Genomic DNA, 16,513 nt, shown 5'->3' with positions numbered 1-16,513 from the left:
CCCAGCCTCCATCCGCTGGCGATAAAACCGGACAACTCACGTGCTACCTAATCCGGACAACTCATCTGCTTACGACACCCCCGTCGACTTCCTCTTGGCAATGGGCCGGCCGGCTTGTATAGAGCCCGCCACTCCCAATCCAACCAGACAAGGACGACCCAATGGCGCTCGAACGCACCTTTTCCATGATCAAGCCGGACGCAACGCGGCGCAATCTCACCGGCGCTATCACCAAGATGCTGGAAGATGCCGGTCTGCGCGTCATCGCTTCGCGCCGCGTTTGGATGAGCCGCCGCGAGGCGGAAGGTTTTTACGCCGTCCACAAGGATCGTCCGTTCTTCGGCGAGCTGGTGGAATTCATGTCGTCGGCGCCGACGATCGTGCAGGTGCTGGAAGGCGAGAACGCCATTGCCAGGAACCGTGAGGTGATGGGCGCCACCAACCCGGCCAACGCCGCCGAAGGCACCATCCGTAAGGTGCATGCGCTGTCGATCGGCGAGAATTCGGTGCACGGTTCGGACGCGCCGGAAACCGCTGCGCAGGAGATCAAGTACTGGTTCTCCGACACCGAGATCGTCGGCTGAGCCGACCCTGGCATTGTGACCGAAAAAGGCCGGCGGATTGCCGGCCTTTTTCATTGAAACGGATCGATCCGGCACTGCCGTTGAACCCTTGCCCGCGCTAAAGTCGGTCAGGCACAGGGAGCCGGCGAAGCATGACCAGCACCATTCCCGGCTTCTTCCAGGGCACCGAGATGCCATCGAGCGGCTGGTGGGAGGTGCTGTGGCCCGACCCCGGTGCCGTGCTTTCGTCAACGGGACTGAAGCCGGGCATGGAGGTGGCCGACCTCTGCTGTGGCGACGGCTGGTTTACGTTGCCCATCGCCAGGGTCGCCCGCCATGTCGTCGGCATCGATATCGATGCCGACCTGCTCGACGTCACCCGTCGCCGGCTCAATGAAAACGGCACGAGGAATTTCGATCTCGTAGCGGGCGATGCCTATGAACTCGCGAGCCTGATATCCCGCCCCGTCGATTTCATCTTCATGGCAAACGCCTTCCACGGCGTGCCGGACCGGCCACGGCTGGCGCGAGCCGTTAGCGAAGCGCTCGTCCCTGCCGGACGCTTTGTTGTCGTCAACTGGCATCAGCAGCCGCGTGAACAAACCACGGTGCTCGGCGAGCCCCGCGGACCGAAGACCGAATTGAGGATATCGCCGGAACAGACCATCACGGCCGTCGAGGCGGCCGGCCTCAAATTCATCGAGCTGGTCGAGGTGCCGCCCTACCACTATGGCGCCGTATTCGAAAAAATGAGCGGCTGACCTCCGCCGACAGCCGTTTCACGGCATCAGCTCGCGGCGCTGAAACGCAGGATTTCGCGGCCGTTCCCGTCGGCGATGGTCAACTTGCCGGCATCGACTTTATACGAAGCCGCCTTTGCCAGAGCCTCGAACAGCGCCTTTTCCTCCGCCATCACCTCGGGCGCGCAGGCCTTGTAGGTCGAGCCGATGTCGCTGATCGCGATCTTCTGGCCATCGAGGTTGGCGGTGGCAAAATAGCTGTTGCAGGGACCGTTGCCGCCGGCCTTGCCTGCTTCACTCACCCGGAATGTCGCTTGCGGCGCGGCGATGGCTACGCCGTCGACATAATCGAGAAGCCAAAGCTGATCGAGAACGGAAGCAGTGGGCTCGGGGCTTGGCGTCACCATCTTGAGCATGATGGTTTGCGGCGCATCGGTCAGCGGATCGACTTGATGGCGCTCATCCGAGATGAACAGGAGCCTGTCGCCGACGGTGATGCGGGCCTGCAACGCATAGGTCATCCGCCGCTGGATCCGGGACGGATCGAATTTGACCGTAAAACTGATCGGCACCTGGCCTGCCGGCGTCAGCTTCTGTTCGCCGACGATTTTGGCGGGCGCATCGGCCAACGAGACATCGGCAAGCTGGACCGAGAGCACGGCATTGGGCGGCAAGGCGATGCGCTCGCGGTAGGTCACCTCGCCTTTCAGGGCTTTTTCGGCGGCCACGGAGAGTTCCGGCACGGCCAGTATACCGACGACCAGAGGCACGAAACCGAAGACGAAGAACTCCGCTATCCTGTCCAGCACGACCATCTCCCTTCCCCGGGCTGGCCACAGCCCAGGCTGACCAACAACGAATTGGCCAAAGGATTGCGGTCAATGCGTGGCTGATGCAAAATTATTCGGACGGTGGCCTTTTCCAGCGCCCTGCCGCCTGCTCGTCTTTCTCCTTGGCCTCGACCCAGCCGCCCTCGGAGCCGTCGGCATGATGCTCCTTTTTCCAAAAGGGAGCCTGCGACTTCAGATAATCCATGAGGAAATTCGCCGCCTCGAACGCGGCTTGCCGATGCACGGAGGCCGCCACCACCAGCACGATGTTCTCGCCTGGCCGGATCTTGCCATGACGGTGGATGGCGGTGATGCCCTGCAGCGGCCAGCGCTGAACCGCTTCGGCCGCGATGCGGGCGATTTCGGCCTCTGCCATACCCGGATAATGCTCGAGCTCAAGGGCCGAGAGCGTCCCCTGCTCGTCACGGCACAGGCCCGAGAAGGTGACCACAGCGCCGATGTCGGCGCGGCCTTGCGTCAGTCTGGCGATTTCGGCGGCGACGTCAAAATCCTGCGCCTCGACGCGCACGACAGGTACGACCGCGCCGGCCATCTCAGCCCCCGGTCATCGGCGGAAACAGCGCGATCTCGCGCGCGCCAGATATCTTTTCGCCGTGCTCGACATGTTCCTGGTTGATAGCGACGCGGATCACGTCGGGATATTGCAGCGCATGGTCGTATTCCTCGCCGCGCGACTTCAGCCAGCGCAAGAGGTCCGCGACCGTCTCGACGCCATGCGGCAAGTCCACGTCTTCGTCCGGCTTGCCGATTCGCTCCCGCACCCAGGCGAAGTAGATGAGCTTCGTCATCCTATTCGTCCATGATGTGCTTGAGGCCGGCGCGGAAATAGTCATAGCCGGTGTAAAGCGTGACCAGGGCCGCGATCCACAACAGCACCAGGCCGGTCTGTGTGGTCAGCGGAAAAATCTTGTCGCCGGCCGGACCGGCGAGCAGGAAGGCGATAGCGACCATCTGGATGGTGGTCTTCCATTTGGCAAGCTGCGTCACCGGCACGGAGACCTTGAGCGCCGCCAGATATTCGCGCAGGCCCGAAACCAGGATTTCGCGGCACAGGATGATGATCGCCGCCCACAGCGACCAGCCGGCAATGCCGGCATGGCGGTCGGTGTCGGCGGCAAGCAGCAGCAGGCATGTCGCGACCAGCAGTTTGTCGGCAATGGGGTCGAGCATCTTGCCGATGTTCGAGGTCTGCTTCCAGGCGCGGGCGAAATAGCCGTCGAAATAATCGGTGATGGACGCCAGCAGGAAAATGATCAGCGCCGACCAGCGGGCGAAGTCGCTCGACTTCAGATGTCCCTCGAGGAAAAAGCACAGCACCACCAGCGGCACCGCGATAATGCGGGCGTAGGTGAGGATGTTCGGAAGGTTGAACGCGCGCTGAGCCATATCCGGGGGAACTCTTTCTGCCTGCGTACTCAAATCAGAAGCTGATGTAGGGGGTCAACAGGCCAAAATCGATTGGCCAGCAAAAATAGGCCAATCTTGTCATCTCGCGGGCTACGCCGCGCCGCTCCTTGCTTCGCCCGGGAGCCGACGGTCGCTTTCGGGCGACATGCATCAGTTCTCGTGGAAATGGTTGTAAACCAGTCTGGCCACCTGCTCGGAAATGCCTTCGACCTTTACCAGGTCCTCGATTGCCGCGCGACCGACCGCCTTGGCGGTGCCGAAATGCATCAGCAGCGCCCGCTTGCGGCTGGGGCCGATGCCGCCGATCTCGTCGAGCGGGCTCTTGACCATCTCCTTCTTGCGGCGGGCCCGGTGCGAGCCGATGGCGAAACGGTGAACCTCGTCGCGTAGGCGCTGGACAAAATAGAGCACCGGGTCGCGTACCGGCAGCGAAAACGAGTCCCTGCCCTTGACGAAGAAGCGCTCGCGGCCCGCGTCGCGGTCCTGGCCCTTGGCGATGCCGATGGCCACGACCCGGTCCTCGATGCCGAGATCGGCGAGGATCTTGCGCACGGCGCTCATCTGGCCCTGGCCGCCATCGATCAGGATGACGTCGGGCCAGGCAGGGAAGCCGCCCGACATGTCGCCCTCATCGCTGTCCGCCTCGCCTGCCGCGGCATCGTTGGGCGTCACATCGCCATGCTCCTTGAGCAATCGTGAAAAGCGCCGCTCCATCACTTCGCGCATCATGCCGAAATCGTCGCCGGGCGTGATCTCGGTCGAGCGGATATTGAATTTCCGGTACTGGTTCTTCACAAAACCTTCCGGCCCGGCGACGACCATGGCGCCGACGGCGTTGGTGCCCATGATGTGCGAATTGTCGTAGACCTCGATGCGCACCGGCGGCTTTTCGAGCCCGAAGGTCTCGGCGAAGCCGGCGAGCAACCTGGCCTGCGTCGAGGTTTCGGCCAGCCGACGGCCGAGCGCCTCGCGGGCATTTTGCAACGCGTTGTCGGTCAGGTCCTTCTTCTCGCCGCGCTGCGGCACCGAGATCGATACTTTGCGGCCGGCGCGGGTCGAGAGCGCCTCGGCCAACAGTTCCTGGTCCTCCACGGCGTGCGACAGCAAAATGGCGCGCGGCGTCGGCTTGTCGTCATAGAACTGCGCCAGGAACGAGCCCAGCACCTCGGCCCCTTCCAGCGCCGGATCGGCCTTCGGGAAATAGGCGCGGTTGCCCCAGTTCTGGCCGGTGCGGAAGAAGAACACCTGGATGCAGACCTGGCCGCCCTCCTGATGGATTGCGAAGACATCGGCCTCGTCGACGGTCTGCGGATTGATGCCCTGGTGGCTCTGCACGTGCGAGAGTGCCGCCAGCCGGTCTCGATAGATGGCGGCGCGCTCGAAATCGAGGTCTTGCGAGGCCTGCTGCATGGCGGCCGAAATCTCGGTCTTCACCTTCTGGCTGCGGCCGGAAAGAAAATCCTTCGCCTCGGCAACCAGCTCGGCATAGTCGCTATGCGAAATCTCGCCGGTGCACGGACCGGCGCAGCGCTTGATCTGATAGAGCAGGCAAGGCCGCGTGCGGTTCTCGTAGAAGGAGTTGGTGCAACTCCTCAGGAGGAAGGCGCGCTGCAAGGAATTGATGGTGCGGCCGACCGCGCCCGCGGAAGCGAAGGGGCCGAAATAATCACCTTTGCGCGAACGCGCGCCGCGATGCTTGTAGATGCCGGGCGAGACATGGTCGCCCGTCAAGAGAATGTAGGGAAACGACTTGTCGTCGCGCATCAGCACGTTGAAACGTGGCCGCAGCCGCTTGATGAGGTTGGCCTCCAACAGCAGCGCCTCGATCTCGGTGCGGGTGACGACGAACTCCATCGTCGCGGTCTCGCGCACCATGCGGCCGATGCGGTTGGTGTGGAAGCGGCCTTGCGCGTAATTGGTGACGCGCTTCTTCAGGCTGCGGGCCTTGCCGACATAGAGCACGTCGCCATTGGCATTCATCATGCGGTAGACGCCCGGCGCATTGGGCAGCCGCTTGACCAGCGTCTGGATCACTTCGGCGCCGACCATGCCGTCGGCATCGCCGGCATGCGGCGTCCAGTCGATGGCGGTGAAGGCGACGTCCGGGCCGGCCGGTTCGACGATCTCCTCCGCCGCCTCGTCCTCGAGGTCGATTTCGGGAGGCAGGTCGTCGGCGCCGCCACGCACCTTGTGTTTCTGCTCTGCGGGACTCATTCCGTCATGCCTGTCACATCAGGCGTGCGCCATGCAAGATGCTGGCCGCCATCAAGCGCGATCATCTGCCCGGTAACCGAGCGGGCTTCCCAGAGATAGCGGATTGTGGCGCCGAATTCCGGCAATTGCGGGCCGCGTTTCAAAATGAGACCGGCGAGCTGCGCGGCAAAGTCGCTGTCGTCCTGGTGCGCGTTCTTCAAGGTCGGGCCGGGACCGATGGCGTTGACGCGGATGCGCGGGCCGAGCGCCTGCGCCATCATCTGGGTTGCCGTCCACAAGGCGGACTTCGACAGCGCATAGGAGAAGTAGCGCGGCGTCGGCCGCCAGACACGCTGGTCGGTCATGTTGACGATCAGTCCCTCCTGCCCGTCTGGCAGAGCCCGGGCAAAGTTCTGCGCCAACAGCGCCGGGGTCTTCACATGAATGGCGAAGTGGCGGTCCCAGCCCTGCCAGTCGAAGTCAAGGACCGAATCCTCCTCGAACAGCGAAGCGTTGTTGACCAGCAGCGAGATCGGCCCGAGCGCGGCTTCGGCGCGGCCGACCAGGTCGCCGACCTCGGCCATGTCGGTCAGATCGGCGGCGACCACGGCGGCGTGGCCGCCGGCGCGGTTGATCCGCTGGGCAATCGCATCCGCGTCATCGCGCGAGCGGTTGCAGTGAATGGCGACGGCAAAACCGTGGGCGGCGAGATCCTCGACAATCGCGCTACCGATCCGTTTTGCCCCGCCCGTCACCAGCGCCGCGGTGGCTTTGCTCATCTGTTGTCAATCCTCGGTTTCGGCGCGAAGGAGGGCGCCGGCAAATTATGGCCCGCCACCCGTTAAATGGCGTTCGCAGCTGCGGCAACATTGTGGCGAAACGGCCGGTTCGGCATTTCGAGCCGGCCGGCAATGAGCCGGCCTCAACACAATATAGGAGGCTGGACTCCTTGCACCAAGCCACCTGCGGTGCAGCACGGCCAATCTGCTGACATTTCGCTGTTGCGAAGATGCAACGCCAAATTTCTGCCTCATTCGCGCCGGGGAATGACCCAAGTTCAGGTTCGCTTCAGCCGTATTTCGACACGACATTTGGAACCGACGAACGCCAGATCCGTTTCACCCCCCGGACGGGTTGATGGGCGATCGTAAGAACAAGCCTGTGTCCTGTGGCTTAAGGAGTAAACAACAATGCAAGCCAATCTCAAATTCGCACGGCCGCTGGCCGTAGCGCTCGGGCTCTTCGCCCTCGGTGGAACTGCCTATGCCGCCGATGTGGTCCAGGAAGAGCCGCCGGCCCCTGCCCCGGTCGCCGAACTGCCCGTCGCGTCCTGGGCCGGCCCCTATGCCGGTCTTAATCTTGGCTATGGCTTCAGCGGCCGTACCAAGGAAAAGGATTTCGACGTTGAAACCGATACCAAGGGCTTCATCGGCAGCGTCTTCGGCGGCTATCAGTGGCAGCAGGAGAACTTCGTCTACGGCGGTGAAGCCGAACTCGGCTACAACGGCGTCAAGGGCGACGATAATGGCATCGATTCCAAGGCCGGCTTCGAAGGCTCGCTGCGTGCCCGTCTCGGCTACGCTGTGACCCCGGAAATCCTGCTCTACGGCACCGGTGGTCTCGCCGGCAGGAGCCTGAAGGTGGAGGACAGCGTCCTCGGCGCCAGCGACCGCGCCACCATGATCGGCTGGACCGCCGGTCTTGGTACCGACATCAAGCTGACCGACAATGTGTTCGGCCGCGTCGAATACCGCTACACCGACTTCGGCAGCAAGGACTTCGATGGCATTGGCAAGGTCAAGGCCACCGACAACCGCGTCACCTTCGGCGTCGGTATGAAGTTCTAAGTCGTTCAAGCCACGACACGAAGAAGCCGGGCCTCGCGCCCGGCTTTTTTATTGTCGGCCGCTCACGCGGGAACGCAGGGTTTCAGGTCCGGGAATTTCTCATCGAAGCGCGCGGCCCAGCGGACCAGCCGGTTGCGGCCTTTTTCCCATTTCCCGGCGAAACGCAGCGCCAGGTAGCCAAGGCAGGCGCGCAGCGCCATCTGGCCGGCGGTGATCTTCTTCGGCAGTTTCGGCGGATTGGCGTTGAGTAGATCGAGCGCGGCGGTGATCTTCGCCCACTGGCGATCGAGCCAGGGCTGGTAGACCATCTCCTCGGGCCGCGTGCGGCGCTCATAAACCATCGACAGCGCACAGTCGCAGATGCCGTCCGCCAACGCTTCCAGCACTTCCGCTTCCAGCCGCTTGTCGGGATTGCGCGGAAACAGCGCGCTCTTCGACATCCGGTTGAGCTGCTGGGTGATGGCTCGGCTGTCGTGGATCGAGCGGCCGTCGTCGAGCACCAGCACGGGGATCTTGCCCAGCGGATTGGCGCCGATCAGTTCGGCCGGCTTGTCTTCGGTCTTGACAGGCGCCAGGTCGACCGCGATGCCGGCATAAAGGGCCGCCATTCGTACCTTGGAACTATAGGGGGACGTGGAGGCGTAAAGCAGCTTCGGCATGATCGGGTTCCTGTTGGCAGCCCGTCACTGTTGACCGGGCGCCCTTCCCCGCGCAACAGCCAGAAGCGGAAAAACCAGCCGCCAGCAGCCGGCGACCACTCCTGCATGCCTTGGTCTCTTGTACGCCTTGATCAGGATGCGCCACATGGTGACGGCGGCAAACTCCGACAGGCCGACAAGACCAACGATCGTCCCGTCGCCGCGTGATGGCGCGGGCAACAAAAGCCCACCGGACTTCGCCCTGCGGCGAAGTCCTGGGAGCTGCGAAAGATATCTGGCGTCCGCCCCTCTCGTTGCGCCCCAATGCCAGAGCAGAGGGCGAGGCCTCAACGGCACCTGCCCTCATTTCTGCCGACACGGTCCCCGGCGCGAAGAAACGTGACTACTTCTTCGCGGCCTTCGCCGGCGCTGCTTTCTTGGCGGCTGGCGCCGCCTTCTTCACCGGTGCCGAAGACTTCGCCGCGGCAGCCTTGGCCGGAGCCTTGGCAGGGGCTGCCTTCTTGGCAGCGGGCTTGGCCGCGGCCTTGGCAGCCGGCTTCCTGGCCGGAGCGGCTTTCTTTGCCGGAGCGGCTTTCTTGGCCGGTGCAGCCTTCTTTGCGGATGCGGCGCTGGCCTTGGCGGGCGCTGCCTTCTTCGCCGCCGGTTTCGCGGCGGCCTTGGCTGCCGGCTTCTTGGCCGGTGCCGCCTTTGCCTTCGGCGCTGCCGCCTTCGGCTTGGCAGCGGGTGCTGCTTTCTTGACCGCGGTCGCGGCTTTCGCCGCCGCCGCTTTTACAGGTGCTTTCTTTGCCGGTGCCTTGGATGCCGGCGCTTTTGATGACTGCTTAGCCATGCGATGCCCCTTGCGTTATGCCGACGACCGTTAATGGCCCGGCGTGTCATGCTTATCTGACTCGCGCCTCGCTAGCCAGCGAAGCAATGATATGATTTTCTCAGCTTAAATTTTCGTTGCGATCGACACATGATCACACTCATCATCGCAAAAATATGGCGTTATCTTCCGATACCGCCAGCAATTTGGCATCGACATTCTCGATGCGCTGCGTGGGCGCGCCTGCCATGAAGCTGCAAAGATCAGCAAGCAGCTTCGCGCATTGATCTTCGGCCGCGAATATCATGAGCTGCGGCTTATAGAGAATGATCATCTTTTGCAGGCGACCGGTCCCTTCGGATTACAAGTGCAATGCGATGCGCCGATCTGGAGATCACCTTGTCAAGCCTGGCTTCATCACTGAGTTGACAGATTACTCTGCATGCCAGAATATTCTGGCAAGTGTGTTCGATGTCGTTCACAAAGGCGAATGGTTAGTACTGCCCGAGGCTGCAGAGCCATAGGGTGACAGCTCAAGGTCCGCAGCATTGGAGCCATTGATGAGTGCCGACGACATCATCCATCAGGGTACACGGCTCAGGATCATGGCCGCCCTGAACACGCTGGAAAGACGCGAGGCGCTGGAGTTCACGCAACTGAAAGCCATGATCGAAACCACCGACGGAAATCTCGGCGCGCATCTCGATACGTTGGCCAAAGCGGGCTACGTCGATGTTGAAAAGCTTTTCGTCGGGCGGCGGCCGCGGACACGGATCAAAGCAACGACGATCGGGCGCCGCGCTTTTCGCGGTCACGTTGCCTTTCTTCGAAAGATCATCGGTGAAGCCGAGGCGACGCGAGGCAGGAAATAGCACTGCGATTGGGCAGAAATTGTCGGCGCGTGCCGCGCGGCACATATTTTCGTCAGGGCCGATACCCCGAGTCGCAGAAAAGGCCCGCGGCTTGAGCCGCAGGCTCTAACGAAATCGAGACTGGAAACCGCCCGCTAGCGCAGGATGCGGCAGCGGCCGTTGTAGACCATCCAGCGGTCGAAGCCCGAGACGCAGAATTCGACATTGTCGCCGATCGAGGCAAAGCCCTGGCCTTCCTCGATCAGGTACCAGATGGCGCGGTCGCGGCCATCCGACAGGGCGACCGTGGCGCCGCAATAGCGCCGGCCGATCGGCCATTCCTCGCTGGCCGGCAAGTAGCGGTGCTGGTGGATGCGGTGGAAATCGGTGATCGCGACATCCGGCAGGTGCGGGACGTGTCGCACCTGATAGGAGAAGCGGCTGGTGATCTTGTTCAGCACCCAGGCCTCGCCGCAAATGCCGCTGTCCTCGTCAGAATAGACGGCAAGATCGGCGGCTTGCGCCGCCTGGGTGAAGCCAAGCGATGTGCCAAATGGCGTGCAGAGCGAGATCAGGGCGGCAAGGGCGGAGCGGGCGAAGCGAGTCATGGCAGCCTCTCAAGGTCGATTGCGCGCACTGTGCGGGATTCGCCGGGCGGCGGTCAAGCGATTGCATTGACAATGGTTTCCAGGGCGTGGCCGCCGGCCATCAGCCGGGGCGCGCCGCCAGCAGCAGCCCGCCGATAACGGCGATGTTGACCAGGAAGGCGGACCTCAACGCCTGCCTTTCCGGCCCGTGATGGCGCCAGAAGGGCAGGACGAGCAGGTTCGCCGCCACCGTGAACAGGATGAGCGCGCCGGCGGCATAGGGCACCGCGGCGCCGATGGCGAGGCAGAAGCCGGCCACCAATTCCAGCGGAGCGGAGCCGGGCCGGCCGCAGACCCGCTTTAACTGTTTGTCTTGGCGCATCTGTAAGGACGCCGCTCGCAGCCTGCATCCCGCTGCTACTCCCCTGCCAGCCAGTTCAGCGTCCAGTGCGCCGGCTTTTCCAATACCAGCAATTTGTGCAGGGCCGGCAGGAGAATGCGCAATTCACCTTCCAGCGTGAAGGGCGGGTTGGCCACGACCAGGCCGCTGCCGTCGAGGCTGGGCGCTTGCGACGCGGGCCGGATTTCGAATTCGATGTCGAGCAATTTCGGAACGCCGGTTTCCTTCAGCGCCTTGCGGAAGCCAATCACCGCCTTGCGGTCCTTGATCGGATACCACAGCGCATAGATGCCGCCCGGCCAGCGCTTGTGCGCCTTCGCCAGCCCGTCGACGAGGCGGCCGAACTCGCCCTCTTCCTCGAATGGCGGATCGATCAGCACCAGTCCGCGCTTTTCCTTCGGCGGCAGGTGCGCGCCGAGCGCCAGCCAGCCGTCGAGCTCGATCACCCTTGTCTGGAAATCGCCGGCGAATTCCGTCTTCAGCTTCGCGACATCCTTCGGGTGCAGCTCGATCGCCGATAGCCGGTCCTGCTTGCGCAGAAGGTGCCGCGCGACCAGCGGCGAGCCTGGATATTTTTTCAATTGACCGTCTGCGTTGCACGCACGCACCGCGTCGAGATAGGGCGCGAGCAGCATTGCGGCCTGGGCTTCGGGCGCGGCATCGACCAGCCGGCCGATGCCGCCTTGCCATTCGCCGGTCTTCTGCGCCTCGGGCGAGGACAGATCGTAGCGGCCGATGCCTGCATGAGTGTCGATGACGCGGAACGCCTTGTCCTTCTGCTTCAGATATTCAAGCAGCCGCGTCAGCACGACGTGCTTGAGGACGTCGGCAAAATTTCCGGCGTGATAGGCGTGGCGATAGTTCATGTGGAACCCCTGCCCCAACGTGGCGGCGGTGGCTGTGAATTCGGATTTTGCGGCCGGCCGCCGGCAGAACGCAAGGACAGCAGGAAGCCGATCAAGCCGATCGCCATCAGCGCGAAGCCAACCGGTCGCGCACGGCTGTCGGTCTCGCCCACACCGGAGCGCAAGACAAGATCGACCACGCGTATCGGGATGTCGTCGGCGTCGCCGGGACCGACGGTGAAGACATAGGGGCCGGGGCCGACGGTCCGGATCACGCCAGCCTCATCGCGGAAGATCTTGTCGGGCAGTTGCGGGCTCGCCTGACGCGGATTGTCGGAATGATTGAACTGAAGCGTCGAGGCAAGCACCGTGCGGCCGCCGGAGGCGGCTGTCAGCGTCAGCACCGTGCGCTGCTGCGAAACGATGCGCTCGGCCCTCGCGGTCAAGTCGACCAGCACCCTGACCGGCGCATCGCGCGCGGCAAGCGGCACTGTGACCTGCCTGAAGCGGCCACCCTCATAGACCCGCCAGCTGCCGATCTGGTGACCGGAGAAATTGGTCATCGCCCATGGATAGATGGCGCCGACGCTGATGCCGGCGAGCAGGATCAACAGGAACAGAAAGCGCATTCAGGGAATCACCTTGTAATCGGACGTTGCCGGACAATTAGCCTCCATTGGCGCTGTCGCGCAGGCGCTCCATTTCGTCCAATAGCATGTCGAGGCCGAGTTCGAATGTCTTGTCGAAACCGCCAGTGCCGAAATAGGTCCCGGCCGCCATGACACTGGGGAAATCCTTCGCCAGTTGCTCGTCGTCGACGGTGGTCACCGCCGACGGGCCCTTGGCGTAGCCCGCGGTCTCGTCGAGGATCGCGCCCATGAGATAATAGCTGGCGGTGCGAAACAGCCTGGCGCTGAGTTCCGGGCCGAAACCGCCAGCCTCGAACAGGCCGATGACGCCGTTCAGCATCGCAAGGCAAGGCGGCGAATTCATCCGGTAGACGACAAGGAATGGCGCAAAGGCCGGGTGCTCCCTCGCAACACGACGAAACTCATGCATGACCATCCGAATCCTGTCGCGCCACGGCATGCTGTCGTCGGGGATAACCATCCCGCTGACCTGGCGATCGACCAACGCCTCATAGAGGTGCGCTTGCGAGGGGAAGTGATGATAAATGCTCATCGCCTCGCAGCCGAGCACGGCGGCGAGCTTGCGCATCGAAAAACCGGAAAGGCCCTCCTTCTCGATCACCTCGAAAGCGGCATCCTCGATCATCTCGCGGGACAGCCGTCCGCGTGCTCGCTTTTTTTTGATCGATGAGTCCATGGCCGCGCTTGACAACTTACAGCGTAAGGTACATTTTTCACTCACCTTACACAGTAAGGCTAACAAAGACCAGAGGAGGAAAACATGTCACACCATCGCATTGCCAAATCCGTGCATTCGTCCCTCCATCGTGCGTTGGCTCTAACCGCCGTGGCCTGCGTCCTCGCCGCGGCCCCTGCCTATGCCGACGACTACGATGCAACCATAAAGGACATCCAGTCGACCATGGGCGGCGTGCCGAGCTTTGTGAAGCAACTTCCCAAAGCCGGTCTGCCCGGCGCCTGGGCCGAGGTCAAGGCCATCGAACTCAGCGACAAGACGGCGCTGCCGCCAAAGGTAAAGTCATTGATCTCGCTGGCAGTGGCGGCGCAGATCCCGTGCAACTACTGCATCTGGTCGGACACGCAAAACGCCAAGCGCGCCGGCGCTACCGATGAGGAAATCCAGGAGGCGGTGGCGATGGCGGCGCTGACCCGCCATTGGAGCACCATCTTCAATGGCATGCAGGTCGATTTCGACACGTTCAAGAAGGAAATGGGCGGGCAGTGAAACGACACCCGCGGTGGTCCGCGCCTGCGGGCCACCGCAGAACTGCCCTCATCCGACAGCCATCATCTTCGCCTTCGATTGTCATCCAGCGGGAAATGCCGCATTGAAAGTGCAATCGCAAAGCATGGACGAGGCCGCAAATGGCGCCGGTCAAGGTCGACCCCGACAAGGTGCACGAATTCGAGGACGCCGAGAGCTTTTATACCTGGCTCGGTAAACATCATGACAGGGAAACCGAGGTCTGGATCAAAATCCACAAGACCGGCTCGGGACTGAAGTCGATCTCGGCAAAGGAGGCGATCGAGGTCGTGCTGTGCTGGGGCTGGATCGACGCGGTGCGCAAGGGGCTCGACGACAAGAGCTTCCTGCAGCGTTACACGCCGAGGACGAAGAAAAGCATCTGGAGCCAGATCAACATCGACAATGTCGCCCGGCTGATCGACGACGGCCGGATGACGCGGCATGGGCTCGCCGAGGTCGAAGCCGCCAAGGCCGATGGCCGCTGGGCGCGTGCCTATGCCAGCGGCAAGGACATGAAAATTCCCGATGACCTGCAGGCCGCGATCGATGCCGAGCCAGAGGCTCGGCAAATGCTCGAAAAACTCAGCGCGCAGAACCGCTTCGCGCTCGCCTTCCGTATCCACAACATGAAGACCGAAGCCGGGCGCAGGAAGAAGATCGAGACTTTTGTCGAGATGCTCAAGCGCGGCGAGACGATCCATCCGCAGGGGAAGAAGTAAGGCTGCTCATGTACGAGCGACAGGTTTCTTCCGGCTCGATGATCGCGATCCACATTATCGACAAGGCAGCGATCAACCGCCGCTGACGTCCTCAAGCCTTGCGTTCCCAGCGGCGATCGGGCGTCTGCTGCCAATACGTCACCGCGTGGCCGGCGTCTTTCATCGTCTTCCAGTGCCCGCGGGCGGCCTCGACCTGGGCCGCATCGTGGCCGTCGAACAGGAACACGGCGCGCTCGTAGCCGCCAAGGTCCGGCGGCGCAGCGCCGTCCACCAGGAAGCGTATCTGCGCCGCGTTCGGGTTGCCTTCGCCGGTGGTCAAAAGGATCGGCTGCTCGGCGGGATGGGCTTCGCGGTCGGTGGCGTGCGCGAGGAAAGAATCGTCACGGAACGTCCACAGATGCTGGTCGAGCGCGTCGCGCCGCTCCTCGGTGCCGGTCTGCACCACGGCGCGCCAGCCGCGATCGACGCTGCGCTCAAGGAGGCCGGGCAGCGCATCCTCCAGCGTCGATTCAGTCAGGTGATAAAACAGCACGTCGGCCATGGGTCCCGATCAGCTCTCGTAGTGGTCGCGCACGAGCCGGTCGAGCAGCCGCACGCCAAAGCCGGAACCCCAGGACTGGTTGATTTCGTTCGACAGCGCCCCCATGGCGGTGCCTGCGATGTCGAGATGGGCCCAGGGCGTGTCCTTGACGAAGCGCTGCAAGAACTGCGCGGCGATGATGGCGCCGCCATAGCGGCCGCCGATGTTCTTCATGTCGGCATTCTTGGAATCGATCAGCTTGTCATATTCAGGACCGAGCGGCATGCGCCACAGCCGCTCCTGCGTCGACTGCCCGGCTGTCGCCAGGCGTTCCGCCAGTTCGTCATTGTTGGAGAACAGGCCGGCATAGTGCTGGCCGAGCGCGACCATGATCGCGCCGGTCAACGTCGCCAAATTGACCATGAACTTCGGCTGAAAGCGGTCATTGCAGTACCAGAGCGCGTCGGCCAGCACGAGGCGCCCCTCCGCATCGGTGTTGAGCACCTCGATGGTCTGGCCCGACATCGAGGTAACGATGTCGCCGGGACGCTGCGCATGGCCGTCGACGGCGTTTTCCACCAGCCCGATGATGCCGACGACATTGGCCTTCGCCTTGCGGGCGGCGAGCGCATGCATCAGTCCGGTCACCGCCGCGGCGCCGCCCATGTCGCCCTTCATGTCCTCCATGCCGGATGCCGGTTTCATCGAATTGCCGCCGGTGTCGAAGGTGACGCCCTTGCCGATGAAGGCGACCGGGCTGTCCTTGGCCTTGCCGCCGTTCCACTGCATGACGGCCATGCGGGCGCCGCGCGGCGAGCCCTGCGCGACTCCGAGCAGCGACCCCATGCCGAGTTTCTTCATTTCCTTCTCGGCCAGGATCTCGACCTTGACGCCGAGGGCCTCCAGTTCCTTGGCGCGGGCGGCAAACTCGACCGGTCCCAGGACGTTTGCCGGCTCGTTGACGAGGTCACGTGCCAAAAGCACGCCGTCGATCACCGCCTCGGTCTCGGCGAAGGCCTTCTTCGCACCCGCCGGATCGGCGGTGTGGATGGTTATCTTGGCCGGCTTTTTCGGCTCGGCCTTGTCGCCTTGGCCATCGTCCTTGTCTTTCCTGGTCTTGTACTTATCGAAGGAATAGCTGCGCAGAAGAATACCCGCGGCAAGGCTGGCCGCCTGCGCACCGCTTGACGAGGCGCCGACCACGTCGAGCACCACCGCCACGTCCGTCGCCTTGCGTAGCGACCCCGCGATGGTGCCTCCAAGCTTCGTCCAGGCGTATTCGTCGAGCCCGGATACCTTGCCGGCGCCGATCGCGACCAGCCTGTCGAGCGAGCTTGCCTGTGGCGTCAGCACTTCCACCACGCTGGCGAACTTGGCCGTGAATTCGGCCACAGGGAAGGCCCGTTCCAGCGTCTTGCCGGGATCATACGCCGCGGCGGTTTCGCTCAGGCCACCATCATCCGCCGCCAGCACGAAGACCGTCCCCCTTCTGTTCGCGGCGGTCTGCGGCGCGGCGAATTTTGCGAAGGCGATCGAGGGTCTCTGGTTCATCATGTCCTGCTTTCGGGGAATGCGCGGCTCGCGCGAAGAGGTTGGGAGCGATCCGCGACATTTGGTCGTTTTCCGG

At 63.1% G+C, this 16,513-nt stretch carries 22 protein-coding genes; 6 read left to right on the top strand and 16 right to left on the bottom strand.

The annotated features are described in order from the left end of the window. The first annotated feature begins 161 nt into the window (after positions 1-161). Both ndk and FJ867_RS25455 read left to right on the top strand, forming a co-directional pair. A complete protein-coding gene (gene ndk, locus FJ867_RS25460; RefSeq protein ID WP_010915217.1) occupies positions 162-584 on the top strand; it encodes a nucleoside-diphosphate kinase in 423 nt (140 codons plus the stop codon). Positions 585-715: 131 nt separating this feature from the next. Further along, positions 716-1,324, top strand: coding sequence for a class I SAM-dependent methyltransferase (locus tag FJ867_RS25455; RefSeq protein WP_140738121.1), 609 nt, complete (start codon positions 716-718; stop codon positions 1,322-1,324). A 26-nt stretch (positions 1,325-1,350) separates the two neighbouring features. On the opposite strand, the gene FJ867_RS25450 is transcribed toward FJ867_RS25455, so the two are convergent. The 6 genes from FJ867_RS25450 to FJ867_RS25425 form a co-directional block, all read right to left on the bottom strand. Beyond that, a complete protein-coding gene (locus FJ867_RS25450; protein WP_224656004.1) occupies positions 1,351-2,118 on the bottom strand; it encodes a YbaY family lipoprotein in 768 nt (255 codons plus the stop codon). Positions 2,119-2,203: 85 nt separating this feature from the next. Next, on the bottom strand, positions 2,204-2,686 hold the full coding sequence (locus FJ867_RS25445) for a molybdenum cofactor biosynthesis protein MoaE (protein ID WP_140517865.1): 483 nt from the start codon (positions 2,684-2,686) through the stop codon (positions 2,204-2,206). Position 2,687: 1 nt separating this feature from the next. Beyond that, positions 2,688-2,942, bottom strand: a complete 255-nt coding sequence (moaD, locus tag FJ867_RS25440; protein WP_140520631.1) for a molybdopterin converting factor subunit 1 — start codon at positions 2,940-2,942, stop codon at positions 2,688-2,690. A gap of 1 nt (position 2,943) precedes the next feature. Next, on the bottom strand, positions 2,944-3,540 hold the full coding sequence (pgsA, locus tag FJ867_RS25435; RefSeq protein WP_140494400.1) for a CDP-diacylglycerol--glycerol-3-phosphate 3-phosphatidyltransferase: 597 nt from the start codon (positions 3,538-3,540) through the stop codon (positions 2,944-2,946). A gap of 171 nt (positions 3,541-3,711) precedes the next feature. After that, positions 3,712-5,775: an excinuclease ABC subunit UvrC gene (gene uvrC / locus FJ867_RS25430; RefSeq protein WP_140624568.1), complete on the bottom strand. Its 2,064-nt coding sequence runs from the start codon at positions 5,773-5,775 to the stop codon at positions 3,712-3,714. Then, positions 5,772-6,533 (bottom strand): SDR family oxidoreductase, encoded by a 762-nt coding sequence (locus tag FJ867_RS25425; protein ID WP_140624567.1) that lies wholly within the window; start codon positions 6,531-6,533, stop codon positions 5,772-5,774. The genes uvrC and FJ867_RS25425 overlap by 4 nt, the downstream gene beginning before the upstream one ends. Before the next feature lie 411 nt (positions 6,534-6,944). On the opposite strand from FJ867_RS25425, the gene FJ867_RS25420 reads away from it, so the two are divergent. Beyond that, complete coding sequence (locus FJ867_RS25420; RefSeq protein ID WP_140494406.1) at positions 6,945-7,601, top strand: outer membrane protein; 657 nt, start codon at positions 6,945-6,947, stop codon at positions 7,599-7,601. Positions 7,602-7,663: 62 nt separating this feature from the next. Here FJ867_RS25420 and FJ867_RS25415 read toward each other — a convergent pair whose 3' ends face one another. From FJ867_RS25415 to FJ867_RS28835, 3 genes are all read right to left on the bottom strand, one after another. Further along, positions 7,664-8,260 (bottom strand): glutathione S-transferase family protein, encoded by a 597-nt coding sequence (locus FJ867_RS25415; protein ID WP_140494408.1) that lies wholly within the window; start codon positions 8,258-8,260, stop codon positions 7,664-7,666. Positions 8,261-8,642: 382 nt separating this feature from the next. After that, complete coding sequence (locus tag FJ867_RS25410) at positions 8,643-9,089, bottom strand: histone (RefSeq protein WP_140520634.1); 447 nt, start codon at positions 9,087-9,089, stop codon at positions 8,643-8,645. 142 nt (positions 9,090-9,231) lie between these two features. After that, a complete protein-coding gene (locus FJ867_RS28835; protein WP_181168443.1) occupies positions 9,232-9,402 on the bottom strand; it encodes a hypothetical protein in 171 nt (56 codons plus the stop codon). A gap of 226 nt (positions 9,403-9,628) precedes the next feature. Between FJ867_RS28835 and FJ867_RS25405 the strand changes: the two genes are divergently transcribed. After that, on the top strand, positions 9,629-9,940 hold the full coding sequence (locus FJ867_RS25405; protein WP_140494412.1) for a transcriptional regulator: 312 nt from the start codon (positions 9,629-9,631) through the stop codon (positions 9,938-9,940). Positions 9,941-10,074: 134 nt separating this feature from the next. On the opposite strand, the gene FJ867_RS25400 is transcribed toward FJ867_RS25405, so the two are convergent. From FJ867_RS25400 to FJ867_RS25380, 5 genes are all read right to left on the bottom strand, one after another. After that, positions 10,075-10,527, bottom strand: coding sequence for a hypothetical protein (locus FJ867_RS25400; RefSeq protein WP_140494414.1), 453 nt, complete (start codon positions 10,525-10,527; stop codon positions 10,075-10,077). 100 nt (positions 10,528-10,627) lie between these two features. After that, the gene (locus FJ867_RS25395) at positions 10,628-10,888 is read right to left on the bottom strand and encodes a DoxX family protein (RefSeq protein WP_181165134.1); all 261 of its coding nucleotides are present in this window, start codon (positions 10,886-10,888) and stop codon (positions 10,628-10,630) included. Between the two features lie 35 nt (positions 10,889-10,923). Next, a complete protein-coding gene (locus FJ867_RS25390; RefSeq protein WP_140728201.1) occupies positions 10,924-11,772 on the bottom strand; it encodes a 23S rRNA (adenine(2030)-N(6))-methyltransferase RlmJ in 849 nt (282 codons plus the stop codon). After that, entirely contained in the window at positions 11,769-12,380 is a 612-nt protein-coding gene (locus tag FJ867_RS25385; RefSeq protein ID WP_140818889.1) for a hypothetical protein, read from the bottom strand. Before FJ867_RS25385 ends, FJ867_RS25390 begins: the two co-directional genes overlap by 4 nt. 37 nt (positions 12,381-12,417) lie before the next feature. Then, positions 12,418-13,077 carry a TetR/AcrR family transcriptional regulator gene (locus FJ867_RS25380; RefSeq protein WP_140517860.1) on the bottom strand — a complete coding sequence of 220 codons (660 nt, stop codon included), beginning with the start codon at positions 13,075-13,077 and terminating at the stop codon, positions 12,418-12,420. An 84-nt stretch (positions 13,078-13,161) separates the two neighbouring features. Between FJ867_RS25380 and FJ867_RS25375 the strand changes: the two genes are divergently transcribed. Then, positions 13,162-13,626 carry a carboxymuconolactone decarboxylase family protein gene (locus tag FJ867_RS25375; protein WP_140494422.1) on the top strand — a complete coding sequence of 155 codons (465 nt, stop codon included), beginning with the start codon at positions 13,162-13,164 and terminating at the stop codon, positions 13,624-13,626. Between the two features lie 140 nt (positions 13,627-13,766). Further along, positions 13,767-14,366 (top strand): YdeI/OmpD-associated family protein, encoded by a 600-nt coding sequence (locus FJ867_RS25370; RefSeq protein ID WP_140818887.1) that lies wholly within the window; start codon positions 13,767-13,769, stop codon positions 14,364-14,366. A 91-nt stretch (positions 14,367-14,457) separates the two neighbouring features. On the opposite strand, the gene FJ867_RS25365 is transcribed toward FJ867_RS25370, so the two are convergent. Next, the gene (locus FJ867_RS25365) at positions 14,458-14,907 is read right to left on the bottom strand and encodes a DNA polymerase III subunit chi (protein ID WP_140494426.1); all 450 of its coding nucleotides are present in this window, start codon (positions 14,905-14,907) and stop codon (positions 14,458-14,460) included. Positions 14,908-14,916: 9 nt separating this feature from the next. Further along, on the bottom strand, positions 14,917-16,437 hold the full coding sequence (locus tag FJ867_RS25360) for a leucyl aminopeptidase (protein WP_140520639.1): 1,521 nt from the start codon (positions 16,435-16,437) through the stop codon (positions 14,917-14,919). Positions 16,438-16,513 lie beyond the last annotated feature (76 nt).

This window comes from Mesorhizobium sp. B2-5-3 (assembly GCF_006441005.1).
GTDB lineage: Bacteria > Pseudomonadota > Alphaproteobacteria > Rhizobiales > Rhizobiaceae > Mesorhizobium.
The sequence above is the reverse complement of the archived record's forward strand: the minus strand, read 5'-3'. Positions and strand labels throughout refer to the sequence as shown.